We start from the raw sequence: 21,782 nt of genomic DNA, 5'->3' as shown, positions 1-21,782 counted from the left end.
TCACCGTGATTGCCAATGACGGCACGGCTGCCCCGTGGGTGGGTACCAACCCGCCCCGGGGCAGCCGCGAGGTCAGGCCTGCGGGGGCTGCTCCGGCGCCGGCGGGGCCGGCGGGACGTCCGCAGCGGTCGTCGCCGGGTTCTCGGCGGCCTTGGCGGCGTCGAGCGCCTCCTGGACGGCCTCGTTGGTCGCGGACTCGTCAACTCCCGTGTCGTCGACGACATCGGCGTCCAGATCGACGCGGGTCTTGCTGCCGCCGCCGTCGACCGGGATGGAGCCGATCGTGCCGCCGAGCGTCCCGAGAGCCTTGGTCAGCTCGGCCGGGATGATCCAGGTCGTGGCGTTGTTGCCGTCGGCGATCTTCGGCAGCATCTGCAGGTACTGGTACGACAGCAGCTTCTGGTCGGGGTTGCCGTCGTGGATCGCCTGGAAGACGGTCTGGATGGCCTGGGCCTCACCCTGCGAGCGGAGGATCTGCGCCTGCCGGTCGGCCTGGGCGGTGAGGATCTGCGCCTGGCGCTGGCCCTCGGCGGTCAGGATGGCCGACTGCTTGTCGCCCTCGGCAGTCAGGATCGCCGACTGGCGCTCACCCTCGGCGGTCAGGATCGCCGCACGCTTGTTGCGCTCGGCGCGCATCTGCTGCTCCATCGCGTCGATGATCGACGGCGGCGGGTCGATGCCCTTGAGCTCGACGCGGTTGACGCGGATGCCCCACTTGCCGGTCGCCGAGTCGAGCTCGCCGCGCAGGCCCGAGTTGATCTGGTCACGGCTGGTCAGCGCGTGCTCGAGGCTCATGCCACCGGTGATGTTGCGCAGCGTGGTCATCGTGAGCTGCTCGATGGCCTGGATGTAGTTGGCGATCTCGTACGTCGCGGCGACCGGGTCGGTGACCTGGAAGTAGATGACCGTGTCGATCGACACCACGAGGTTGTCCTCGGTGATGACCGGCTGCGGCGGGAACGACACGACCTGCTCGCGCAGGTCGATCACGTACCGGACCTTGTCGACGAACGGCATCACGATGTTGAGGCCGGCCGACAGGGTCGTGCGGTACTTGCCGAACCGTTCCACGATGCCGGAGCGCGCCTGGGGGACGATCTTGACCGTCATCGAGACGATCACGATCGCCAGGACGGCGATCAGGATGAGCACGATCAGTGCTGCGGACATCACAACTCCTTGGGAAGGGTCGATGGGCTGGACGAGGTGACGACGGCTGTTGCGCCGTCGATCCGGGTGACCAGGACCTCGGCTCCAGTGTCGAGCAGCACGGGGTCAAGGGTGCGGGCCGACCACAGCTCGCCGGCGAGTCGGATGCGGCCGCCCCGCTGGTCGACGGGCTCCACGACGAGCGCGCTGGAGCCGATGAGGTTGGCGTGACCGGTCTGCAGGGTGGGCCCGTCGTGCAGCTTCGCGACGAACGGAGGTCGGACGAAGAAGAGCAACGCGAGGCTCACGAGCGCGAACAGCGGCAGCGTGATCCAGACCGGAGCCCCCAGGCCTGCCGCGACGGCCGCCGCGAGGGCGCCGACCGCGAACATCAGCAGCACGAGGTCGAGGCTCATCATCTCGATGACGGCCAGCACCACGGCCACCGCGAGCCAGCTGGCCCACGCGTTGTCCCTGATCCAGTCGGTCATGCATTTCCCCCTGTGGTGTCTGACGTGTCGTGGGACCGGTCGGCCCGCCGCCCGTATGCTGCCCGACGCGCTGCGTAGCGTCCACCCTCGCGGTCGAGCTGGATGCGCTGCCCGAAGGTCATGCTGAGGTTCTCCGCGGTCAGCGTCGACTCGATCGGACCCTGGGCGACGACCCGTCCCGCGCGCATCAGCAGCACGTGGGTGAAGCCTGCAGGGATCTCCTCGACGTGGTGCGACACCATGACCAGGACCGGCGCGTCCTCCGACTCCGACAGCACGTCGAGGCTCGCGAGCAGGTCCTCCCGCGCGCCGAGGTCGAGTCCGGCGCCCGGCTCGTCCAGGAGCAGCAGCTCGGGATCGGTCATCAGCGCACGCGCGATCAGGACCCGCTTGCGCTCACCCTCGGACAGGGTCCCGAAGGTGCGCCGGGCCAGGCCTGACACCCCCCACTCGCCCATCGTCTGCTCCGCGCGCTTGACGTCCTCGGGGTCGTACTCCTCGTTCCACCGTCCCGTGACGGCGTGCGCGGCGGACAGCACGGTGTCGCGCACCGACTCCCCCGGCGGGATGCGGTCGGCGACCTTGGTGCTGGTGTGTCCGATCCGGGTGCGCAGCTCGGCGAGAGCCGTCCGGCCGAGCTGTTCGCCCAGGATGTGCGCCTCACCGGTCGTGGGATGCATCGCGGCGCCGACGATCTGCAGCAGCGTCGTCTTGCCGGCTCCGTTGGGTCCCAGCACGACCCAGCGGTCGCCTTCCTCGACGGTCCAGCTGACGTCGTCGAGCAATAGCTTGCCGGGACGCACCACGCTGACCTTCGAGAGCTCGAAAGCGGCAGGCATGCACCCTCCTGGTCGTGGTACGTGTCGGTGCAGTCAACCTACCGCGAGCGTGTGCAGCGTCAGCGATAGCCTCGGGTGCGATGACCGAACCTGTGCCCACGTCGCACTTCACCGACCCCACCGTCCTGGTGACCCTCACGGGTCCTGACCAGAGCGGAGTCACCACACGCCTGTTCCACGAGATCGCGCCGTATGACCTCGAGGTCATCGACGTCGAGCAGCTCGTGGTGCGCGGGCGGTTGATCCTCAGCGTCCTGCTGACCGTCCCCGACGACATGGCCGGGCTCGAGCGGACGGTGCGTGCGGCCGGCGCGGCCTTCGGGCTGGAGGTGACGGTCGAGCACGGCACGGGCGACAACCGGGCACGACGGGTGGGCCGCGCCCAGGTCGTCGTGCTGGGCGCGCCGCTGCGACCCGCGGCCATGGCGGCGATCTCGCAAGGCATCAAGGACGATGGCGGCAACATCGACCGAATCGTCCGGATGGCGCGCTATCCCGTCACCGCGATCCGCATGGAGGTCTCCGGCGCCGATCCCGACCAGCTGCAGGCCGATCTGGCCGCGATCGCGTACGAGCAGGGCGTCGACGTCGCGGTGCAGGAGAACGGCATCCTGCGCCACGCGCAGCGCCTGGTCGTCATGGACGTCGACTCGACCCTCATCCAGGGCGAGGTCATCGAGATGATCGCGGCCCACGCCGGCTGCGAGGACGAGGTCGCCCGCATCACCGAGTCGGCGATGCGCGGCGAGCTGGACTTCGCCGAGTCGCTGCTGGCCCGGGTGGCGCTGCTGCGCGGCGTCGAGGCGTCCGCGCTCGACAGCGTGTACGACACCCTCCAGTACGCGCCCGGCGCCCGCACCATGATCCGCACCCTGAAGCGACTGGGCTACAAGTTCGCGCTGGTCAGCGGCGGATTCACCCACATCATCGAGAAGATCGCCGCCGAGCTCGACATCGACTACTACGCGGCCAACGAGCTGGAGGTCGTCGACGGTGTGCTGACCGGACGTGTCGTCGGTCCGATCGTCGACCGGGCCGGCAAGGCGGAGTCGCTGCGGCGTTTCGCCGGCGAGGCCGGCATCCCGGTCAAGAACACCGTGGCCATCGGCGACGGCGCCAACGACCTGGACATGCTGGCTGCGTCGGGCCTCGGCATCGCGTTCAACGCCAAGCCGCTGGTGCGCGACCAGGCCAGGACCTCGGTCAACGTCCCGTACCTCGACGCGATCGTCTATCTCCTGGGCATCACCCGCGAGGAGGTCGAGGCGGCCGACGAGGCCGACGCCTCCTAGGCGGCGCGGGGTTCTTGCTGGATGAACCTGGCGTGGCGTCTGGGTCTCTGCTCTGGGTCGATGCGGGGTGGCGGGATGATCTCGGGGACCCCGTCCTTGCCCATGCGCGCTTCCCACTCGCCCTCGTGGACCAGGAAATGATGGAAGTGGCACAACAGTGCCGCGTTGTTCAGGTCGGTCGGTCCGCCCTCTGACCAGAAGCTCAGGTGGTGGGCTTCGCACCACGCCGGTGGCCGGTCGCAGTCCGGGAAGACGCACCCCTTGTCCCGGACGGCCAGGGCGAGGCGCTGGTGGCGGTCGTACAGCCGTTTGGTCATGCCGTGGTCGATGACCCGGGTGCCGTTCTCCAGGTACAGCGCCACCAGGTGAGCGTTGCACGCCAGCCGCTGGGCCTTCCGCGCTGACATCGTCGTGCCGGAGGTGTTCTCGGCGACGCCTTGCCCGGTGCGGAGGTCGTCGACATCGACGGTGACCGCGACAGTGGCCGCCAGCCCGCCGGACTGCGGCAAAGCCCCTGTCGGCAGGTGCGTGATGAGCTCGGTGAACGCGTGCCCGAGCTTGCGGTCCCTCGGCAGCGCCAGCCAGTCGTCGGCGCCCATGCCGTGGTGCTCAGCATTCGCCGCCGTCCGGCGTGGGGCGATGATTCCTTCCAGCGCAGCGCGCAAGGTGTCCGCGTCAGCGTCGGGGATCGTGAACGCCCCATGCGTGGTGCCATCTCCACGGCGACGGATGCTGAGCTTGGTGGCGTCCCAGCCCTTCTGCTCCTGCTTGCGCAGCTGCTCACCCAAGTGCTCGTCCGCACCATCGGGGTCGATCACTTCGAGGACTCTGTTCGCCAGCCGCTTCAGATCATCCAGACCGTACTCGCCAGCCAGGCGGATCAGATGCGCCTCGGCATCGCCGCGTTCTTCGTCACCGCACCAGTCCGGCAAGGCGTCGATGGCCTTCATGATCACTGACGCCTGATCCGTCGACAGCCCACCAGCGGCCCAGGCTGCTTGGGTGGCCTCGACACCGCTCACCCGCGCGAGGCTGACCAGCTTGGCCGCCTCGCCCTTGCTGATGCCAGTGGCGTTCGCCAACCACACCGTCGTCGACGTCGCCCCGTCATCCTTGGCAAGACCCATCTCCTCGGCGCACCCTGCCAGCCGCGACAACGCTGCGTCCATCGACGTGCGGGCCCTCGCGACCGCAATCGCGACCTGCTTGACCTCGCCACCGGTCAACGTCCAGGGCTCGAGCGCAGCCACATCATCACTGACCGATGACAGCTGATCGAGGATCATGGACGGACTCCGAAGCGACTAGAACGTATGTTCGATTCTATCGCGGGGCCCTCGTTCACCGCAAGAGGGTAGACCTAGAAATGTACTGCAATATCAGTGCGAATTCCGGCTAGTCGGAGCCCTCGGTCACACCGAGAACAGCCTCGAGCAGGCCCGGGAACGATTCGTCGAGCTCTTCCCTGCGCAGGCTCACGATGCGCTGGCGACCATCCGGCTCGTTGCGGACGATGCCTGCCTCGCGCAGCACCTTCATGAGGTGCGACTTGGTCGACTTCGGGAGATCAGGGTTGGTCGCCCCGCACTCGGCCATGCTCAACGGGCCATTGGCGAGCTCGCGGACGATCTCGAGCCGGGCGGGGTCACTCAGGGCGAACAGCACCTCGGTCAGCGGCACGTCCGCGACTCGCGGGTGCGGAAGCTGCTTGACAGTCGCCATGGTTCGATAATACTTGAACTTTCCTGACTGGTGCGCGTACCGTGGCTTCAGTTCCAACTTTTTCGAACTATTGCCACTAGAGGTCCAGCATGTCCGTCGACACCACTACTGCTGCAACGACCCTCCGGTCCACACCGACTCCCGGATTCGTCCTGGTCATCGCAGCCGTGATCGCGATGATGGCCGGGGCGAGCGCACCCTCGCCGTTCTACCCCGTGCTGCAACAGGACATCGGCTTCTCGGCCACCACGTCGACGACGATCTTCGCCGTGTACGCGGTGGCTCTGCTGCTGACGTTGCTCGTCACCGGCGCGACGTCGGACCACATCGGACGCCGGCCCGTCGTCTCGGCCGGATTCCTCGTGCTGGCCCTGAGCATGATCGCCTTCTGGCACGCCGACAGCGTCACGGTGCTCGTGATCGCCCGGATCGTGCAGGGCGCCGCCGCGGGGCTGTTGATATCGGCCCTGTCCGCAGCCGTGGTCGACCTGGAGCCGCCGGGCCGCCCGGGGTCCGCCGCGACCCTCAACAGTGTCGGGCCCTTGGCAGGTCTGGGCGCCGGCGCGTTGGTGGCCGGGCTCCTGCTGGACCACGCGTCCTCCGCGATGACCGCTGTCTTCGGATCGCTCACCGCGGTGTACCTGGCGCTCGCGGCCACGATCTGGTTGGTGCCGGAGACATCGCCGCGCCACGAGGGACTCCTCCGGTCGTTCCGTCCCCGCGTGGGCCTCCCGCTCGCGGCGCGAGGCCCCTTCCTGCGCAGCGCTCCGGCGCTGTTCGCCGCCTGGGCCACCAGCGGCCTGTACCTGTCCCTGGGAGCGCCGCTCGTCGGTCAGGAGCTTGGTGGGGAGCTGCACGTCGAGCAGGGTCTCGTGGTCGCGGTGCTGACCGGCGTCGGCTCCCTGGCGTGCTTCGTGGCGCGCGGCGGCACGTCCCGACGCGTCACGATCGGCGGGACGACATCTCTGGCCATCGGGACGGGCTTGACCCTGGTCGCGCTGGCGGCGGGATCGTACTGGGGCTTCATCGCAGCCGCCGTCGTCGTGGGCGTCGGGTTCGGGACGTCGTTCCTGGGCATCATGCGCTCCATCACGCCGCTGGCCGCGCCGCACGAGCGCGGCGAACTCTTTGCCGCGGTGTTCGTCATCAGCTATCTGGCCTTCGGCATCCCGGCGGTGCTGGCCGGCATCGCCGCGCCGCACCTCGGACTCGCCCAGACGACCTACGTCTACGGCAGCGTCGTGATCGTGCTGTCAGGCAGCGCCGCAGTGCTGCGCCGGTTCGCCTCCACCGACTGAGCCCAGCTCAGTCGGTGGGACGCCCCGGACTCACTCGTCGTCTTCGAGACGGAACCCGATCTTCATCGACACCTGGTAGTGGGAGACATCGCTGTCGGTGATCTGCCCGCGGATGCCAGTCACCTCGAACCAGTCCAGGTGGCGCAGCGTCTTGGTGGCCCGATTGATGCCGTTCTCGACGGCCTCCGTGACACCCTCGGGGGACGTGCCGACGATCTCGGTGATGCGGTAAGTGCGGTCAGTCATGCCCATGAGGGTACGGCCCCGGACGGGCTGACGGCGAGAGGCGCGGCGTACGTCCTGCACGGTTCAGCCACCGGCGTAGGCTGAGTAGGTGCCAGAACCCCGCGAACCCCGCAAGCAGCAGGTCTTCTCGATCACCACAGCCGCCGAGTCACAGACCGCCGACCGGGTGCGTCGCGAGAAGCGATACGCCATCTCGATGGGGATCCGCACCGTGTGCTTCCTGGGCGGCGTCGTGCTGGTCATGCAGCCGATGCCGTGGAAGGTGCTCGGCTGGCTGATGTTCGTCGGTGCGCTCTTCCTGCCCTACATCGCCGTGGTGTTCGCCAACGCGGGCGTGCGCAAGAAGGGCGACGGGCCGTCCCCGTTCGGCCCCGAGAACGGCAAGCAGATCGATGCGCCTCGCTCCCCCGAGATCGACCATGGCTGAGGAGCTGATCTGCTCGGCCAAGGGATGCACCGCCGCCGCGCAGCACCAGGTGGTGTGGAACAACCCGAAGCTGCACACCCCCGACCGCCGCAAGATCTGGCTGGCCTGCGCCGAGCACGAGCAGTCGCTGCGCTCGTTCCTGGACGCTCGCGGCTTCTACCGCGAGACCCAGCCGGTCTGAGCCGGGCCGGCTCAGCCGCCGATGGCCGACATCGGCCGGTCCGACTGCAGGAACGTCGGGTCGTCGATGCCGTGGCCGGGCAGCTTGGTCATCATCGCTGCCGCCCAGCGCTCGGCGATCTGGACGTCCGAGGCGCCGGCACGCATCGAGGCTCGCAGATCTGACTCCTCGCGGGCGAACAGGCAGTTCATGATCTGACCGTCCGCGGTCAGGCGGACGCGGTTGCAGTCGCCGCAGAACGGCTTGGTGACCGAGCCGATGATGCCGACGGTGTGGGGGCCGTCGTCGACGAGGAACTTCTCGGCCGGTGCGGACCCGCGGCCGTCCAGCGGTGTCAGCCGGAAGTGATCGCCGAGCAGCGCGAGCGTCTCGTCCGCGGTGACCATGGCCTCACGGCTCCACCCGTGCTGTGCGTCGAGCGGCATCTGCTCGATGAACCGCAGCTCGTACTCGTGCTTCATGGACCAGCGCAGCAGATCGGGTGCTTCGTGGTCGTTGATGCCGCGCAGCAGCACCGCATTGATCTTGACCGGGCGCAGGCCGGCCTCGTGGGCCGCTGCGAGACCGTCGATGACGTCGTGGAGCCGATTGCGCCGCGTGATCCGCTCGAAGGTCGCCGGATCGGTCGTGTCGAGGCTGATGTTGACCCGGTCGAGCCCGGCGGCAGCCAGTGCCCCGGCGGTGTGCTTGAGTCCCAGGCCGTTGGACGTCATCGCGGTCCGCGGGCGGGACGGGAGCGCCTTGGTCGTGGCCACGATCGACGGCAGGCTGCGGCGCAGCAGCGGCTCGCCGCCGGTGAACCGGACGTCGCGGATGCCGAGCACCTCGACGCCGATGCGGATCAGCCGGTTCAGCTCGTCATCGGTCAGCGTGTCCTCGGTCGGGAGCCAGTCGAGCCCTTCGGCCGGCATGCAGTACTGGCAGCGCAGATTGCACCGATCGGTCAACGACACGCGCAGGTCCGTCGCGACCCGCCCGTGCCTGTCGATCAGCTCCATTGGTACATCCTAGGTCGATCGGACCAGCCCGCTCGGAGCGTGCTTGGACGGCGAACTAATCTCGTGGTGTGTACCGCTTCCTTCTGAGCGCACGCTGGATCGGCTTTGCCATCTTCGTGGTCCTGCTCGCCGCCATCTGCACCCGTCTCGGTTTCTGGCAGATGGACAAGCTCCAGCAGCGATTCGACCGCAATGACGCGATCACCAAGCACTTCGGAGCCGACCCCGTCGACCTGTCCACCGCACTGCCTGCCGGCACCGAGGTCGACAAGTCGAACGAGTGGACCCGCGTCCGCGCCACCGGCACCTATGACCTCGACCACCAGGTCACGGTCAAGTTCTCGACCCGCGACGGCGCGCCCGGCGTCAACGTCGTCACACCGCTCGTCCTCGACTCGGGCGCGGCCCTCCTGGTCGACCGCGGCTGGATGGAGACCCAGAACAACGTCAGCCATCCCGACGTCCCGGATCCGGCAACGGGTGAGGTCACGATCGAGGGTTGGCTGCGCAAGGACAACGGCGCCACTGGCGGCGCTGTCCGGCCCAACGACGGCCAGGTCCGTGCCATCTCCAGCGACGGAATGGCCGACTTCGTCCCGTACGACCTCATCGATGGCTACGTCAACCTGCAGAAGCAGTCCCCCGCACCGTCGGCCGGGCTGGCCGTCGAGCCGAAGCCGGAGCTCGGGCAGGGTCCGCACTTCTTCTACGCCCTGCAGTGGTGGTTCTTCGCCCTGCTGGCCGTCGTCGGCTACTTCTGGTTCGCGCGCGCCGAGGCCAAGGAACGCCGCAAGCCCACCCGCATCGACGGGTTCGCCGCCGAGCGGCAGCTCGTCCCGACCATGGGCCGAGGGAGCGAAGCGACCGAAGGCAGGCGCCCGGGCGAAGCCCGGCGGCCGTGAGGTACGAACGCCCGGAGGACTCGTCCCGACCATGGGCCGAGGGAGCGAAGCGACCGAAGGCAGGCGCCCGGGCGAAGCCCGGCGGCCGTGAGGTACGAACGGCCGGAGGACTCGTCCCGACCATGGGCCGAGGGAGCGAAGCGACCGAAGGCAGGCGCCCGGGCGAAGCCCGGCGGCCGTGAGGTACGAACGGCCGGAGCGGCGGAGCCGCGCGCCCTACGCCAGGGTGACCAGGTCGAGGTAGGACTCGGACCACAGGTCCTCGTCGCCATCGGGCAGCAGCAGCACGCGGTCGGGCTCCAGGGCCCGCACAGCGCCCTCGTCGTGGGAGACCAGCACGATGGCACCCTCGTAGTTGCGGATCGCGCGCAGCACCTCTTCGCGTGATGCCGGGTCGAGGTTGTTGGTGGGCTCGTCGAGCAGCAGGACGTTCGCGCTGGAGACGATGAGGCTGGCCAGGGCCAGACGCGTCTTCTCGCCACCGGACAGGACGCCGGCCGGCTTGGAGGTGTCGTCACCGCTGAACAGGAACGAGCCGAGCACGCTGCGTGCCTCGGTGTCGGTGAGCTGCGGCGCCTGCGCCTGCATGTTCTCCAGAACGGTGCGCGAGGTGTCGAGCGTCTCGTGCTCCTGCGCGAAGTAGCCGATCTTCAGGCCGTGGCCCGGGATGATCCTGCCGCCGTCGGACTCCAGCGTGCCGGCCAGCATGCGCAGCAGCGTGGTCTTTCCGGCGCCGTTGAGGCCCAGGATCACGACGCGGCTGCCCTTGTCGATCGCCAGGCCGACGTCCAGGAAGATCTCCAGCGAGCCGTAGGACTTCGACAGCCCCTCGGCCATGAGCGGCGTCTTGCCGCACGGGGCCGGCTTCGGGAACTTGATGTTGGCGACCTTGTCCTGGACCCGCTCGCCCTCGAGCCCCGAGACGAGCTGCTCGGCGCGGCGCAGCATCTGCTGGGCCGTGGACGCCTTCGACGCCTTGGCGCGGAACTTGTTGGCCTGGCTGGTCAGCGCATCGGCCTTCTTGACCGCGAGGGCACGCTCGCGCTTGCGACGGGCCTCGTCGGCCTCGCGCTGCTTGACGTAGGACTTCCAGCCCATGTTGTAGATGTCGATCGTGGCGCGGTTCGCGTCGAGGTACAGGACCTTGTTGACGGTCTCCTCGATCAGGTCGACGTCGTGGCTGATGATCACGATGCCGCCGGAGTACGTCTTCAGGAAGCCACGCAGCCAGGTGACCGAGTCGGCGTCCAGGTGGTTGGTCGGCTCGTCGAGCAGCAGCGTGTCGGCGTCGGAGAACAGGATGCGCGCCAGCTCGATGCGGCGGCGCTGACCGCCCGACAGGGTCGACAGCGGCTGGTCCAGCACGCGGTCGGGCAGTCCCAGGGCGTGCGAGATCGTCGCGGCCTCGGACTCGGCGGCATAGCCACCGCCGGCTCCGAACATCGTCTCGGCCCGGCTGTAGGCCTTCATGGCCTTCTCAGCGATCTGCGGATCGGGCGAGCCCATGTCGATCTCGGCCTTGCGCATCACGGTGAGCGCCTCGTCGAGCCCGCGGGCGCCGAGGATGCGGTCACGAGCGGTCGTCGACAGGTCGCCGGACTTGGGGTCCTGCGGGAGGTAGCCGATCTTGCCCGTGGACGTGATCGTCCCCTGGGCGGGCTGGCCGTCGCCGGACAGCATCCGGGTCAGGGTGGTCTTGCCGGCGCCATTGCGTCCGACGAGACCGATCTTGTCGCCCTTGTCGACGCGGAAGGAGACATCGGACATCAGGACGCGCGCGCCGAAGCGCAGCTCCACATTGGAGACGGTGAGCATGAACAACCTTCGATATGGGAAGTGTGAGTGGGGTCGACGGAGCGAAGCTCGACGTCATTCCCGCTGGTAGAAGCTCACCCATCCATCCTACGCCGACGAGTCACGTAGGACCGCTGACGAGTCACGATCGAGACGTGAGTCTCGACACCTTGTGACTCCTCAGCGGTCCTGGGTGACTCGTCAGCGGTACTGGGTGACTCGTCAGCCGATGTTGAAGCCGAGGGCGCGGAGCATCTCGCGGCCGTCGTCGGTGATCTTGTCCGGGCCCCACGGCGGCATCCAGACCCACTCGATCCGGAAGTCGTTGACGATGCCGTCCAGCGCGGCGCGGGTCTGGTCCTCGATGACATCGGTCAGCGGGCAGGCCGCGGACGTCAGCGTCATCGACAGCACGGTGTTGCTGTGCTCGTCGACCTCGGCTCCGTAGACGAGGCCGAGATCGACCACGTTGATGCCCAGCTCGGGGTCGACGACGTCCTTCATCGCCTCGAGGACGTCCTCGGTCGTGGTGGCACCGGCGGGTGCCGTCGACACCTCGGGCAGGTCGCTGTGGTCGGTGGTCATGCGGGATCTCCCGTGGTTGAAGAAGTGGAGGTGGTGACAAGTGCTTGCGACACGGCGTCCTTCCAGGCCATCCAGCCCAGCAGCGCGCACTTGACGCGTGCCGGGAACTGGGCGACGCCGGCGAAGGCGATGCCGTCCTCGAGGACGTCCTCGTCGGGCTCGACCTTGCCCTTGCCCTGCATGAGCTCGGTGAAGGTGTCGAGCACCGACATGCCCTGGGTGACGCTCTTGCCGATGATCAGGTCGTTGAGCACCGACACGGACGCCTGGCTGATCGAGCAGCCCTGCGCGTCGTACGAGACATCGCTGACGGTCTCGCCATCCAGGTGCACCCGCAGCGTGATCTCGTCACCGCAGGTGGGGTTGACGTGGTGCACCTCGGCCTCGAAGGGCTCGCGCAGGCCCGCACCGTGCGGGTGCTTGTAGTGGTCCAGGATGATCTCCTGGTACAGCGAGTCGACGTTCACAGTTCCCCTCAGGCTCCGAAGTACTTCTTGGTGTGGTGCAACGCCTCGACCAGCGCATCAATTTCCTGCTCGGTCGTGTACAGGTAGAACGACGCACGCGTCGTCGACTGCACGCCGAAGCGCAGGTGAGCCGGCTTGGCGCAGTGGTGCCCCGCGCGGACCGCGACGCCACGCGAGTCGAGCAGCTGGGAGACGTCGTGCGGGTGGACGCCGTCGAGGGTGAAGCTGATCGCTCCCCCGCGCATGACGGCCTCCTTGGGACCGACGACCGTCAGGCCGTCGATCTCCTGCATGGCGCCCAGCGCATAGGCGGTGATCCGCTGCTCGTGCGCCGCGACGTTCTCCATGCCGATGGCGCTGAGGTAGTCCACCGCCGCGCCGAGCCCGACGGACTGGGCGATGGGCGGCGTCCCGGCCTCGAACCGCGCCGGCGGCGGGGCGTACGTCGAGCCCTGCATCGTGACGGTCTCGATCATCTCGCCGCCGCCCAGGAACGGGGGCAGCTCGGCCAGCAGGTCGTAACGTCCCCACAGCACGCCGATGCCGGTCGGCCCGACGAGCTTGTGCCCGGTGAACGCGACGAAGTCCGCACCGAGCGCCGCGACGTCGACGGGGATCTGCGGGACGGCCTGCGAGGCGTCGACGACGACCAGGGCACCGACCGAGTGCGCCTTGGCGATCACGACGTCCAGCGGGTTGATCGTGCCCAGCATGTTCGACACCCAGGTCAGCGACACGATCTTGGTGCGCTCGGTGATGAGCGTGTCGATGTCGTCCAGGTCGAGCCGGCCCTCGTCGGTCACGCCGAACCAGCGCAGGGTCGCGCCGGTCCGCTGGGCCAGCTGCTGCCACGGGACGATGTTGGAGTGGTGCTCCATCTCGGTGATGACGATCTCGTCGCCTGCACCGACACGTCCCTGCCCCTCGAAGGACGCCTCACCGAGCACGCGGGCCACGAGGTTCAGCGCCTCGGACGCGTTCTTGGTGAAGATGACCTCGTCGCGGCTCGGCGCGCCGATGAAAGCAGCGACCTTGTCGCGGCCGAGCTCGAAGGCCTCGCTCGCCTCGGCACCGAGCTGGTGCATCGCCCGCGCCACATTGGCGTTGTGGCTGCGGTAGTGGTCATCGATCGCGTCGATGACCTGCCGCGGCTTCTGCGAGGTGTTGGCACTGTCGAGGTACACCAGCGGAAGGTCTCCGGACAGGCGACGGCCCAGGATCGGGAAGTCCTCCCTGATCCTGGCGACGTCGAACGTGCTGGTGCCCTCGACGATGGTCACAGCGCGGCAGCCTTCACGTACTTGTCGTAGCCATTGGCCTCGAGCTCGTCGGCCAGCTCCGCTCCACCCTGGTCGGCGACCCGGCCGGCGACGAAGACGTGCACGAAGTCGGGCTTGATGTAGCGCAGGATGCGCGTGTAGTGCGTGATGAGCAGGACGCCGCGGTCACCCTGGGCGCTGTAGCGGTTGACGCCTTCGGAGACGACGCGCAGGGCGTCGATGTCCAGGCCCGAGTCGGTCTCGTCCAGGACGGCGAACTTCGGGTTGAGCAGCTCCAGCTGGGCGATCTCGTGGCGCTTCTTCTCACCACCGGAGAATCCCTCGTTGACGCTGCGCTGCGCGAACTCCTTGTCGAGGGTGACCCGCTCGAGCGCCTCGTTGACGTCCTTGACCCAGGTGCGGAGCTTGGGGGCCTCGCCGTCGATGGCCGTCTTGGCGGTGCGCAGGAAGTTGGCGACCGAGACGCCGGGCACCTCGACGGGGTACTGCATCGCGAGGAACAGTCCGGCGCGGGCGCGCTGGTCGACCGTCATCGAGAGGATGTCGACGCCGTCGAGCGTGACGCTTCCGCCGGTGACCTGGTACTTGGGGTGACCGGCGATCGAGTAGGCGAGGGTCGACTTGCCCGAGCCGTTGGGGCCCATGATGGCGTGGACCTCACCGCTCTTGACGGTCAGGTCGACGCCCTTGAGGATCTCCTTGGCGCCCTCCTCGGTGTCGACCGAGACGTGCAGGTCCTTGATCTCGAGTGTTGCCATTGTTCAGCTCCTGGGGGTGGAGAGATCGACCATCACGGTCTCTCCCTCGATCTGGGTGGAATAGGTCGGAACCGGCTCGGTGGCCGGCAGGTTCAGCGGCTTGCCCGTGCGGACGTCGAAGCGCGATCCGTGCAGCCAGCACTCGATCTCGCATCCCTCCACCTCACCCTCGGACAGCGGGATGGACGCGTGCGAGCACTCGTCGCGAATGGCGTAGACATCGTCGCCGTCGCGCACCAGGGCGATCTCCTGACCGTCGACCTTGACGCTCAGGACTCCCCCGTCGGGCACGTCCGCGAGCTGTGCGGCCTCGGTGAAGCTCACAGCTCGAGCCGTCCGACGTGCTCGGCGAGCTCGTCCTCGATCGAAGCGGTCAGTCGCTCCTGGAGGGCAGGCACGCCGATGCGGCGGATGATGTCGTTGAAGAAGCCGTGCACGACCAGGCGGCGGGCCTCGTCGGCGGGGATGCCGCGGCTCTGCAGGTAGAACAGGTGCTGGTCGTCGAAGCGGCCGGTCGTGGACGCGTGTCCGGCGCCCTCGATGTCACCGGTCTCGATCTCCAGGTTCGGCACCGAATCCGCCTTGGCGCCGTCGGTCAGCACGAGGTTGTCGTTCTGCTCGAACGTCTCGATGCCCTCGGCCTCCTTGCGGATCAGGACGTTGCCGATCCAGACCGTGTGGGCGTCCTTGCCCTGCAGCGCGCCCTTGTAGAGGACATCGCTCTTGGTGCGGGGCGCCGTGTGGTCGGCGAACAGGCGGTGCTCCATGTGCTGGCCGGCGTCGGCGAAGTACACGCCGAGCATCTCGACGCTGCCGCCGGTGCCGATGTAGTCCGCGGAGGTGCTGGCCCGCAGGACGTCGCCGCCCAGCGAGACCGCGACGTGCTTGAACGTCGCGTCGCGACCCACCCGCGCGTGCTGCGTCACGACGTGCACGCTGTCGTCGTTCCAGTCCTGGACCGTCACGAAGGTCAGCTGGGCGCCGTCCTCGAGGACGATCTCGATGTTCTCGGCCCAGGTGGCCGAGCCGCTGTAGTCGACGATGACGACGGCCCGGCTGAAGCGTCCGGCGCGCACCAGCAGGTGGCCGGCGGCGGCGTTCTCGACGCCACCACCGTTCAGCCGCAGCGTCGTGGGCTCCTCGATCTCGGCGTCGGCCGGAATCGTGACCTCGAAGACCGACTGGGCCGCCTGCCAGGCACGAGCCGACACGCGGTCGACCGGGACGTATCCCGAGAGGCCGCGCACGGATTCCGAGGCCGGGACGGACACGGCGGTCACGCCGGGGGCGGCGTCGACCTCGACCGTGACGCCGGTGCCGTCGAGCGGTGCGTCCTTGTGCAGGTCACGGAGGCGGGCCAGCGGGGTGAACCGCCAGATCTCCTCGCGACCGGTCGGCACCTCGTGGTCGGCGAGGTCGAACGACCCCTCCGGGTGCAGGTGGGACTCGACGGGAGACAGCTCCAGTGCTTCGGCGACTGTCTGTGTGCTGGCGGTCAACCGACAGCTCCTTCCATTTGCAGCTCGATGAGGCGGTTCAGCTCGAGGGCGTACTCCATGGGCAGCTCGCGCGCGATCGGCTCGACGAATCCACGGACGATCATCGCCATGGCCTCGTCCTCCTCCATGCCGCGTGACATGAAGTAGAAGAGCTGGTCGTCGCTGAGCTTGGAGACGGTGGCCTCATGGCCCAGGGTCACGTCGTCCTCGCGGACGTCGACGTACGGGTAGGTGTCGGAGCGGCTGATCTGGTCGACCAGCAGTGCATCGCACTTGACGGTGCTGGCCGAGCCCTCGGCGCCCTCGAGCACCTGCAGCAGGCCGCGGTAGGACGTGCGTCCACCGCCGCGTGCCACGGACTTGCTCAGGATCGAGCTGGACGTGTTCGGGGCGGCGTGCACCATCTTGGCGCCGGCGTCCTGGTGCTGTCCCTCGCCGGCGAAGGCGATCGACAGCGTCTCGCCCTTGGCGTGCTCGCCCATGAGGTAGACGGCGGGGTACTTCATGGTGACCTTGGAGCCGATGTTGCCGTCGACCCACTCCATCGTGGCGCCCTCTTCGCAGACGGCGCGCTTGGTCACCAGGTTGTAGACGTTGTTCGACCAGTTCTGGATCGTCGTGTAGCGGACGCGGGCGCCCTTCTTGACGATGATCTCCACGACGGCCGAGTGCAGCGAGTCCGAGGAGTAGATCGGCGCGGTGCACCCCTCGACGTAGTGCACGTACGAGTCCTCGTCCGCGATGATGAGCGTGCGCTCGAACTGGCCCATGTTCTCGGTGTTGATCCGGAAGTAGGCCTGCAGCGGGATGTCGACGTGGACGCCCTTGGGCACGTAGATGAACGAGCCGCCGGACCAGACCGCGGAGTTCAGCGCGGAGAACTTGTTGTCGCCGACCGGGATGATCGTGGCGAAGTACTCGCGGAACAGCTCCGGGTGCTCCTTGAGGGCCGTGTCGGTGTCCAGGAACAGCACGCCCTGGGCCTCGAGGTCCTCACGGATCGAGTGGTAGACGACCTCGGACTCGTACTGGGCCGCGACGCCGGAGACCAGACGCTGCTTCTCGGCCTCGGGGATGCCGAGGCGGTCGTACGTGTTCTTGATGTCCTCGGGCAGGTCGTCCCATGTGGCGGCCTGCTTCTCGGTGGACCGCACGAAGTACTTGATGTTGTCGAAGTCGATGCCGCTGAGGTCGGAGCCCCAGGTCGGCATGGGCTTGCGACCGAACAGCTTCAGGCCCTTCAGACGCAGGTCGAGCATCCACTCGGGCTCGCTCTTGAGCGCCGAGATGTTGCGGACGACATCCTCGCTCAGACCACGCTGGACGTTTGCTCCGGCGACGTCGGTGTCGGCCCAGCCGAACTCGTAGCGGCCGACATCCTTGAGGCCTGGGTTGGCGTCGATGATGGCATTGGGTGCGTTGGTCTCTGACGCGGTCGTCATGAGGGCAGCCTCTCTGCGGTGGGGACAGTCTTGGTGGAGTGTGATTCGGGGGCGTGCGGCAGGTGGGTCGTGCACACACCGTCGCCGTGGGCGATGGTGGCGAGCCGCTGCACGTGCGTGCCGAGGAGCCGGGCGAACATCTCCGACTCGGCCTCGCACATCTGGGGGAACTCCTCGGCCACGTGGGCGACCGGGCAGTGGTGCTGGCACATCTGGGTGCCGGCCGGGGTGGAGCTGGTGGAGGCTGCGAAGCCGTCCGCGCTGAGCACCTGCGCGAGGGCGCGAGGACGCTCGGCGGGCTCGACCATCGCGAGCATGGGGCGGTACCGCTCCTCGAGGCCGCTCAACCGGTGACGTGCGAACGCCATGACGGCGTCGTCACCGCCGGTCTGGGCCAGGAAGCGCAGCGCGTCGACTGCCAGCTCGTCGTAGGCGTTCTCGAACGTGGAACGGCCCGCGTCGGTGATCGCGAAGACCTTGGCCGGACGGCCGCGGCCGCGCTGCCCGACGATCCGCTGGTCGCGGGTCTCCAGGATGCCCTCGGCCAGCAGGTGGTCGAGGTGGCGGCGGACCGCCGCCGGGGTCAACTGCAGGCGCTCGGCCAGATCGGCGGCCGTCGAGGGGCCGTTCTCCAAGATGCTCTGGGTGACACGCGTACGTGTGGGGGCGTCGTCGACCGACACCTTCTCCACCGCCTGCATGTATTTCACAACACCAGTGTGCCGTTAATGATTCCGGCCGTTCAACGAAGGACAGCCTTAGTCACCGGTCTCAGGACTCGACCGCTCCCGCGGGAAGCACCGCCGCGTCGGCTGCGGCGGTGCCGGCGTGCCAGCCGCGCGCGTCGAAGCTCGAGCGGCGACCGCCGGAGGTGACCTGCGGGAACAGCCGGTCGAACTCGCCGGCGATGGCGGCCTCCTGCCGCTGGAACACCGGGACCAGATCGGTGCCGTACGTTGCCGCCGCCTCGTGCGAGGACTCGGCGAGCCGCTGGCCGATGCGGTGGGCGTAGGCCACCAGGAAGGCCTTGCGAAAGGACGTGGAGCGGTCGAGGCCGTGCGACTCCTCCCCCGCCTGCGTCATGGCCCGGGTCGCCTGCACGAGGGTCGATGTGAACAACATCTCGACCTGGGCCAGGTCGGTCGGCACTCCGACGAGCATCGCGTACGAGGCGTAGTCGCTCCAGACGGCACGGCAGCGGTTGGCGCGGCCGATGACGTCCAGCAGGGTGGCCTTCTCGACCGCGTACGGGTGGTGGATCAGCACCCGGATGCTGCCCACGTCCACGGACTGCCCGGCCTCGTCGGCCAGCAGCGCCTCGTCGATCGCGTGCCGCGTCATGAGGTCCTGCGCCTTGGCCGTCAGCGCATCGGCCTCGGCGACGAAGTCGGTCGACTCGGCCTTGGCGAGCAGGGCGCGGATCTTGGTCAGCGTCTTGGCCCGCTGCTGGGTCAGCGGGACGCTGCTCGGATCGGCTCGCCTGGGCTGCGCGGCGCCGTCACCGTGCCCCCACCGGGACGGCGGTGGCATCAGGAGCTGGGACGGAGGCAGCCTGCGCATGAAGTCGAGGACCACCAGCGCGACCGTCCATTGCGCGACCGAGGCCCGGCCGCCCCGTGGCAGCAGCTCGTCGTCGGCGCGACCACGGGAGGCCAGGGCGTCGAGCTGCTCGACCCACGCCTGCGGTGCGCGGTCGCGGGCGCCGGAGTGCTGCGCCTCGACCAGGACCGCGCCGGTGATCCACCGGGCGGCCGCCTTGGAGGCCCGCCGATGGACGGCATGGACCAGGTCGAGCGGCTGCCAGCCCTGCTCCCATGCTCGGGTGATGCCGGCGAGCACGTCGCCGATGACCAGCTTCACCGGATCGGCCTCACCGCCGGGAGCCGCGGCCGACAGCTCGTTGAGCTGACTGACACGGGGTCCGAGGGCTCCTGGTGCATCGACCGCGAAGCGGCGGGCGACATCGATCAGGGCTCCGACATCGCCCGTCGCCGAGCGCGGCCCTGTCGCGCGTCGCCGGGCGTCCCGGCGCTGCCTGCTGCTGCTTCCCATGCACGCATCCTTGCAAGGAGCACGGACACCGTGGCCCGGCCGTCCACAACCGGGCCACGATGGTGCTCGATGCGCGGCGGCTAGCTCTGCGTGGTGCTCTGCAGCAGCTCGACCAGCGCGGCCGCCGCCGGTGCGGAGGACGCCGGGTTCTGCCCGGTGATGAGCAGCCCGTCGCGCACGACGTGCGGACCCCAGTCGTCACCCTTGGAGTAGCGGCCGCCCTTCTCCTTGAGCATGTCCTCGACGAGGAACGGCACGACGTCGGTCAGGCCGACGCCCTCCTCCTCCGTGTTGGTGAACCCGGTGACGTCCTTGCCCTCGACGAGCGGCGCGCCGGACGGGGCGGTGACGTCGCGCAGGACGCCGGGAGCGTGGCAGACCAGCGCCACGGGCTTGTCGGCGGCGAGGGTGCCCTCGATCAGTGCCTTCGAGGACGCGTCAGCGGCGAGGTCCCACAGGGGTCCGTGGCCGCCTGCGTAGAAGACCGCGTCGAACGACGCGGGGTCGACGCTGTCCAGGCGCACGGTCGACGCCAGCGCTGCCGTCGCCTCGGCGTCCTGCTGGAACCGGCGCGTGTCGTCGGTCTGCGCATCGGGCTCGTTGCTCTTGGGGTCGAGCGGCGGCTGGCCGCCGGCGGGCGAGGCGAGCGTCAGCTCGATCCCGGCCTTCTTGAACTCGTAGTACGGCGCCGCGAGCTCCTCGAGCCAGAAGCCCGTCTTCTCGCCGGTGTCGCCGAGCTTGTCGTGCGAGGTCAGGACAATCAGTACCTTCACTTCAACTCCTTCGTAGGCCCCTCGGGTACCCACAACCCCCGTGGGCGACCCGTGCGAAAACTCACGCCACCCCCCACGGCGCCCTAGAGTCGTGCCATGGCGAGCGATGCGGTCCAGATCGAGGCAGGCGGACGATCCGTGCGGGTCTCCAGCCCGACGCGTGTCATCTACGAGGCCACCGACTTCTCTGACGAAGTCACCAAGGTGATGATCGCCGAGTACTACGTCGCCGTGGCCGACGGACTCATGCGTGCCCTGCGCGACCGGCCAGTGACGCTGGAGCGCTGGCCTAAGGGCGTCCGGGAGGGCATGGTGATGTCGACGCGCGCCGACTCGCACGGCGATGCGTTCTACCAGAAGCGGATGATGAAGGGCGCGCCCGACTACGCCGAGACCGCCGCCGTGCTGTTCCCGTCCGGCCGTCCCGCTGACGAGCTGTGCGTCACCGAGATTGCCGTCGCCGCCTGGGCCGCCCACATGGGCGCCATCACCTTCCACCCCTGGCCGACGCGCCGCGACGACAACGAGCATCCCGACGAGCTGCGCATCGACCTGGACCCGTTCGGGTCGGCGACCTTCGCCGACGCGGTACGCGTCGCGGGGGTCGCCCGCGAGATGTTCGCCGAGCTGGGCGTCCGCGCCTTCGCCAAGACCAGCGGCAAGCGTGGCGTCCACGTCTATGTGCGCATCGCGCCGGAGTGGACGTTCACCGATGTCCGACATGCGGCGATCGGTGTCGCGCGCGAGCTCGAGAAGCGGGCCGATGGCGTGACGACCTCCTGGTGGAAGGAGGAGCGCGGCGACCGCATCTTCGTCGACTACAACCAGAACGCGCGTGACCGGACCATCGCCTCGGCCTACAGCCTGCGCCCCGCACCCGGCGCGACAGTCTCGATGCCGGTCACCTGGGACGAGCTGGCTGCCCTGGAGGATCCGCGCACGTTCACGCTGCACACCGTCCCGGACAAGCTGGCCCGCGACGGCGACGCCTGGGCCGAGATCGACGACGTCGCGCACTCGCTCGAGCCGTTGCTGGAGCTGTGGCACGCCGACCCGACCGAGATGCCGTATCCGCCGGACTACCCGAAGATGCCCGGCGAGCCCAAGCGCGTCCAGCCCAGCAAGGCGAAGAAGGACTGACCTGCCCGTGGGGCGGTGCCTCAGCCACCGATCACGTCGCTGATGGGTGGCTCAGCCACCGCCTACCCACCCGCCATGGGTGCCACACTGTGGCGATGACGGATCAGCATGTGGTCGAGCTCGACGGCGTCCGGTTGACGCGACTCCCAGCGGGACGGGCCGAGGGATTCGTCTGGCTGTCATTCGTCGGCAAGGGTGAGGCACTGAGGTACGTCGGGAGCGAACCCATCGACTGGCGCCTGAGGCAGCACGTGACCATCACGTGGCCCGACGGCACGCCAGGCGAGATTGCCTCGGCCGGCTCGGGTGGCGGGGACGGCATGTCGTTCTTCGACGTCGCCGTACGCGACACCGGCGACTCCTCGATCGTCCTGAGCTATGCCGAGGGCACGACTGACCTGGTCAGAGAAGTGGTCCCGATCCCAGCTTGACCGCCCTCGGTCCGCC

Annotated in this window: 25 protein-coding genes; 7 read left to right on the top strand and 18 right to left on the bottom strand. The window is 68.6% G+C overall.

All coding sequences use genetic code 11. The annotated features are described in order from the left end of the window. Positions 1-72: 72 nt before the first annotated feature. The 3 genes from NQV15_RS08650 to NQV15_RS08640 are packed head-to-tail and all read right to left on the bottom strand — an operon-like array spanning position 73 to position 2,479. On the bottom strand, positions 73-1,170 hold the full coding sequence (locus tag NQV15_RS08650; protein WP_232399419.1) for an SPFH domain-containing protein: 1,098 nt from the start codon (positions 1,168-1,170) through the stop codon (positions 73-75). Further along, a complete protein-coding gene (locus NQV15_RS08645; RefSeq protein ID WP_232399418.1) occupies positions 1,170-1,640 on the bottom strand; it encodes an NfeD family protein in 471 nt (156 codons plus the stop codon). Before NQV15_RS08645 ends, NQV15_RS08650 begins: the two co-directional genes overlap by 1 nt. Further along, positions 1,637-2,479 carry an ABC transporter ATP-binding protein gene (locus tag NQV15_RS08640; protein ID WP_232399417.1) on the bottom strand — a complete coding sequence of 281 codons (843 nt, stop codon included), beginning with the start codon at positions 2,477-2,479 and terminating at the stop codon, positions 1,637-1,639. The genes NQV15_RS08645 and NQV15_RS08640 overlap by 4 nt, the downstream gene beginning before the upstream one ends. An 80-nt stretch (positions 2,480-2,559) precedes the next feature. On the opposite strand from NQV15_RS08640, the gene serB reads away from it, so the two are divergent. Further along, positions 2,560-3,771, top strand: coding sequence for a phosphoserine phosphatase SerB (gene serB / locus NQV15_RS08635; protein WP_232399416.1), 1,212 nt, complete (start codon positions 2,560-2,562; stop codon positions 3,769-3,771). Here serB and NQV15_RS08630 read toward each other — a convergent pair. Further along, positions 3,768-5,057, bottom strand: coding sequence for an HNH endonuclease signature motif containing protein (locus tag NQV15_RS08630; protein WP_232399415.1), 1,290 nt, complete (start codon positions 5,055-5,057; stop codon positions 3,768-3,770). The two genes, serB and NQV15_RS08630, sit on opposite strands and share 4 nt — an antisense overlap. A gap of 109 nt (positions 5,058-5,166) precedes the next feature. After that, complete coding sequence (locus NQV15_RS08625; protein WP_232399414.1) at positions 5,167-5,493, bottom strand: ArsR/SmtB family transcription factor; 327 nt, start codon at positions 5,491-5,493, stop codon at positions 5,167-5,169. Positions 5,494-5,582: 89 nt separating this feature from the next. Between NQV15_RS08625 and NQV15_RS08620 the strand changes: the two genes are divergently transcribed. After that, positions 5,583-6,791 (top strand): MFS transporter, encoded by a 1,209-nt coding sequence (locus NQV15_RS08620; protein WP_232399413.1) that lies wholly within the window; start codon positions 5,583-5,585, stop codon positions 6,789-6,791. A 30-nt stretch (positions 6,792-6,821) separates the two neighbouring features. Here the strand turns inward: NQV15_RS08620 and NQV15_RS08615 are convergent, their stop codons facing one another. Continuing rightward, positions 6,822-7,037: a dodecin gene (locus NQV15_RS08615; RefSeq protein WP_232399412.1), complete on the bottom strand. Its 216-nt coding sequence runs from the start codon at positions 7,035-7,037 to the stop codon at positions 6,822-6,824. An 88-nt stretch (positions 7,038-7,125) separates the two neighbouring features. On the opposite strand from NQV15_RS08615, the gene NQV15_RS08610 reads away from it, so the two are divergent. Further along, positions 7,126-7,464, top strand: a complete 339-nt coding sequence (locus NQV15_RS08610; protein WP_232399411.1) for a DUF3099 domain-containing protein — start codon at positions 7,126-7,128, stop codon at positions 7,462-7,464. Next, positions 7,457-7,645, top strand: coding sequence for an acetone carboxylase (locus tag NQV15_RS08605; RefSeq protein ID WP_232399410.1), 189 nt, complete (start codon positions 7,457-7,459; stop codon positions 7,643-7,645). Before NQV15_RS08610 ends, NQV15_RS08605 begins: the two co-directional genes overlap by 8 nt. An 11-nt stretch (positions 7,646-7,656) precedes the next feature. Here the strand turns inward: NQV15_RS08605 and moaA are convergent, their stop codons facing one another. Further along, a complete protein-coding gene (gene moaA / locus NQV15_RS08600; RefSeq protein ID WP_232399409.1) occupies positions 7,657-8,643 on the bottom strand; it encodes a GTP 3',8-cyclase MoaA in 987 nt (328 codons plus the stop codon). A 68-nt stretch (positions 8,644-8,711) separates the two neighbouring features. Between moaA and NQV15_RS08595 the strand changes: the two genes are divergently transcribed. Next, a complete protein-coding gene (locus NQV15_RS08595; RefSeq protein ID WP_232399408.1) occupies positions 8,712-9,545 on the top strand; it encodes an SURF1 family cytochrome oxidase biogenesis protein in 834 nt (277 codons plus the stop codon). A 216-nt stretch (positions 9,546-9,761) separates the two neighbouring features. Here NQV15_RS08595 and NQV15_RS08590 read toward each other — a convergent pair whose 3' ends face one another. The 11 genes from NQV15_RS08590 to NQV15_RS08540 form a co-directional block, all read right to left on the bottom strand. Then, complete coding sequence (locus NQV15_RS08590) at positions 9,762-11,360, bottom strand: ABC-F family ATP-binding cassette domain-containing protein (RefSeq protein ID WP_232399407.1); 1,599 nt, start codon at positions 11,358-11,360, stop codon at positions 9,762-9,764. A gap of 201 nt (positions 11,361-11,561) precedes the next feature. Beyond that, positions 11,562-11,924, bottom strand: a complete 363-nt coding sequence (locus NQV15_RS08585; RefSeq protein WP_153652592.1) for a metal-sulfur cluster assembly factor — start codon at positions 11,922-11,924, stop codon at positions 11,562-11,564. Then, positions 11,921-12,391 carry a Fe-S cluster assembly sulfur transfer protein SufU gene (gene sufU, locus NQV15_RS08580; protein ID WP_232399406.1) on the bottom strand — a complete coding sequence of 157 codons (471 nt, stop codon included), beginning with the start codon at positions 12,389-12,391 and terminating at the stop codon, positions 11,921-11,923. Before sufU ends, NQV15_RS08585 begins: the two co-directional genes overlap by 4 nt. Before the next feature lie 8 nt (positions 12,392-12,399). After that, complete coding sequence (locus NQV15_RS08575; RefSeq protein WP_306459370.1) at positions 12,400-13,671, bottom strand: cysteine desulfurase; 1,272 nt, start codon at positions 13,669-13,671, stop codon at positions 12,400-12,402. Next, positions 13,668-14,429, bottom strand: coding sequence for a Fe-S cluster assembly ATPase SufC (gene sufC / locus NQV15_RS08570; protein WP_232399405.1), 762 nt, complete (start codon positions 14,427-14,429; stop codon positions 13,668-13,670). Before sufC ends, NQV15_RS08575 begins: the two co-directional genes overlap by 4 nt. 3 nt (positions 14,430-14,432) lie before the next feature. Beyond that, positions 14,433-14,753 carry a non-heme iron oxygenase ferredoxin subunit gene (locus NQV15_RS08565; protein ID WP_232399404.1) on the bottom strand — a complete coding sequence of 107 codons (321 nt, stop codon included), beginning with the start codon at positions 14,751-14,753 and terminating at the stop codon, positions 14,433-14,435. Further along, complete coding sequence (gene sufD / locus NQV15_RS08560) at positions 14,750-15,928, bottom strand: Fe-S cluster assembly protein SufD (RefSeq protein WP_232399403.1); 1,179 nt, start codon at positions 15,926-15,928, stop codon at positions 14,750-14,752. The genes NQV15_RS08565 and sufD overlap by 4 nt, the downstream gene beginning before the upstream one ends. Then, positions 15,925-17,370, bottom strand: a complete 1,446-nt coding sequence (sufB, locus tag NQV15_RS08555) for a Fe-S cluster assembly protein SufB (RefSeq protein ID WP_232399402.1) — start codon at positions 17,368-17,370, stop codon at positions 15,925-15,927. Before sufB ends, sufD begins: the two co-directional genes overlap by 4 nt. Beyond that, on the bottom strand, positions 17,367-18,071 hold the full coding sequence (locus tag NQV15_RS08550) for a helix-turn-helix transcriptional regulator (RefSeq protein WP_232399808.1): 705 nt from the start codon (positions 18,069-18,071) through the stop codon (positions 17,367-17,369). The genes sufB and NQV15_RS08550 overlap by 4 nt, the downstream gene beginning before the upstream one ends. A gap of 70 nt (positions 18,072-18,141) precedes the next feature. Continuing rightward, on the bottom strand, positions 18,142-19,422 hold the full coding sequence (locus tag NQV15_RS08545) for a DUF2786 domain-containing protein (protein WP_232399401.1): 1,281 nt from the start codon (positions 19,420-19,422) through the stop codon (positions 18,142-18,144). Between the two features lie 80 nt (positions 19,423-19,502). Then, entirely contained in the window at positions 19,503-20,195 is a 693-nt protein-coding gene (locus NQV15_RS08540) for a type 1 glutamine amidotransferase domain-containing protein (RefSeq protein ID WP_232399400.1), read from the bottom strand. A gap of 96 nt (positions 20,196-20,291) precedes the next feature. Here NQV15_RS08540 and NQV15_RS08535 point away from each other — a divergent pair, with 96 nt between their 5' ends. Together NQV15_RS08535 and NQV15_RS08530 are read left to right on the top strand one after the other, a co-directional pair. Next, positions 20,292-21,335: a DNA polymerase domain-containing protein gene (locus NQV15_RS08535; RefSeq protein ID WP_232399399.1), complete on the top strand. Its 1,044-nt coding sequence runs from the start codon at positions 20,292-20,294 to the stop codon at positions 21,333-21,335. Between the two features lie 95 nt (positions 21,336-21,430). Next, entirely contained in the window at positions 21,431-21,766 is a 336-nt protein-coding gene (locus tag NQV15_RS08530; protein ID WP_232399398.1) for a hypothetical protein, read from the top strand. Positions 21,767-21,782 lie beyond the last annotated feature (16 nt).

The organism is Aeromicrobium wangtongii (assembly GCF_024584515.1).
Taxonomy (GTDB): Bacteria; Actinomycetota; Actinomycetes; order Propionibacteriales; family Nocardioidaceae; genus Aeromicrobium; species Aeromicrobium wangtongii.
The sequence above is the reverse complement of the archived record's forward strand: the minus strand, read 5'-3'. Positions and strand labels throughout refer to the sequence as shown.

What these genes read in the sequence shown, in the direction of transcription:
- NQV15_RS08650 (WP_232399419.1), bottom strand. Translation starts at nt 1,170, where the DNA reads ATGTCCGCAGCACTGATCGTGCTCATCCTGATCGCCGTCCTGGCGATC.
- NQV15_RS08645 (WP_232399418.1), bottom strand. Translation starts at nt 1,640, where the DNA reads ATGACCGACTGGATCAGGGACAACGCGTGGGCCAGCTGGCTCGCGGTG.
- NQV15_RS08640 (WP_232399417.1), bottom strand. Translation starts at nt 2,479, where the DNA reads ATGCCTGCCGCTTTCGAGCTCTCGAAGGTCAGCGTGGTGCGTCCCGGC.
- serB (WP_232399416.1), top strand. Translation starts at nt 2,560, where the DNA reads ATGACCGAACCTGTGCCCACGTCGCACTTCACCGACCCCACCGTCCTG.
- NQV15_RS08630 (WP_232399415.1), bottom strand. Translation starts at nt 5,057, where the DNA reads ATGATCCTCGATCAGCTGTCATCGGTCAGTGATGATGTGGCTGCGCTC.
- NQV15_RS08625 (WP_232399414.1), bottom strand. Translation starts at nt 5,493, where the DNA reads ATGGCGACTGTCAAGCAGCTTCCGCACCCGCGAGTCGCGGACGTGCCG.
- NQV15_RS08620 (WP_232399413.1), top strand. Translation starts at nt 5,583, where the DNA reads ATGTCCGTCGACACCACTACTGCTGCAACGACCCTCCGGTCCACACCG.
- NQV15_RS08615 (WP_232399412.1), bottom strand. Translation starts at nt 7,037, where the DNA reads ATGACTGACCGCACTTACCGCATCACCGAGATCGTCGGCACGTCCCCC.
- NQV15_RS08605 (WP_232399410.1), top strand. Translation starts at nt 7,457, where the DNA reads ATGGCTGAGGAGCTGATCTGCTCGGCCAAGGGATGCACCGCCGCCGCG.
- moaA (WP_232399409.1), bottom strand. Translation starts at nt 8,643, where the DNA reads ATGGAGCTGATCGACAGGCACGGGCGGGTCGCGACGGACCTGCGCGTG.
- NQV15_RS08590 (WP_232399407.1), bottom strand. Translation starts at nt 11,360, where the DNA reads ATGCTCACCGTCTCCAATGTGGAGCTGCGCTTCGGCGCGCGCGTCCTG.
- NQV15_RS08585 (WP_153652592.1), bottom strand. Translation starts at nt 11,924, where the DNA reads ATGACCACCGACCACAGCGACCTGCCCGAGGTGTCGACGGCACCCGCC.
- sufC (WP_232399405.1), bottom strand. Translation starts at nt 14,429, where the DNA reads ATGGCAACACTCGAGATCAAGGACCTGCACGTCTCGGTCGACACCGAG.
- sufB (WP_232399402.1), bottom strand. Translation starts at nt 17,370, where the DNA reads ATGACGACCGCGTCAGAGACCAACGCACCCAATGCCATCATCGACGCC.
- NQV15_RS08550 (WP_232399808.1), bottom strand. Translation starts at nt 18,071, where the DNA reads ATGCAGGCGGTGGAGAAGGTGTCGGTCGACGACGCCCCCACACGTACG.
- NQV15_RS08545 (WP_232399401.1), bottom strand. Translation starts at nt 19,422, where the DNA reads ATGGGAAGCAGCAGCAGGCAGCGCCGGGACGCCCGGCGACGCGCGACA.
- NQV15_RS08535 (WP_232399399.1), top strand. Translation starts at nt 20,292, where the DNA reads ATGGCGAGCGATGCGGTCCAGATCGAGGCAGGCGGACGATCCGTGCGG.
- NQV15_RS08530 (WP_232399398.1), top strand. Translation starts at nt 21,431, where the DNA reads ATGACGGATCAGCATGTGGTCGAGCTCGACGGCGTCCGGTTGACGCGA.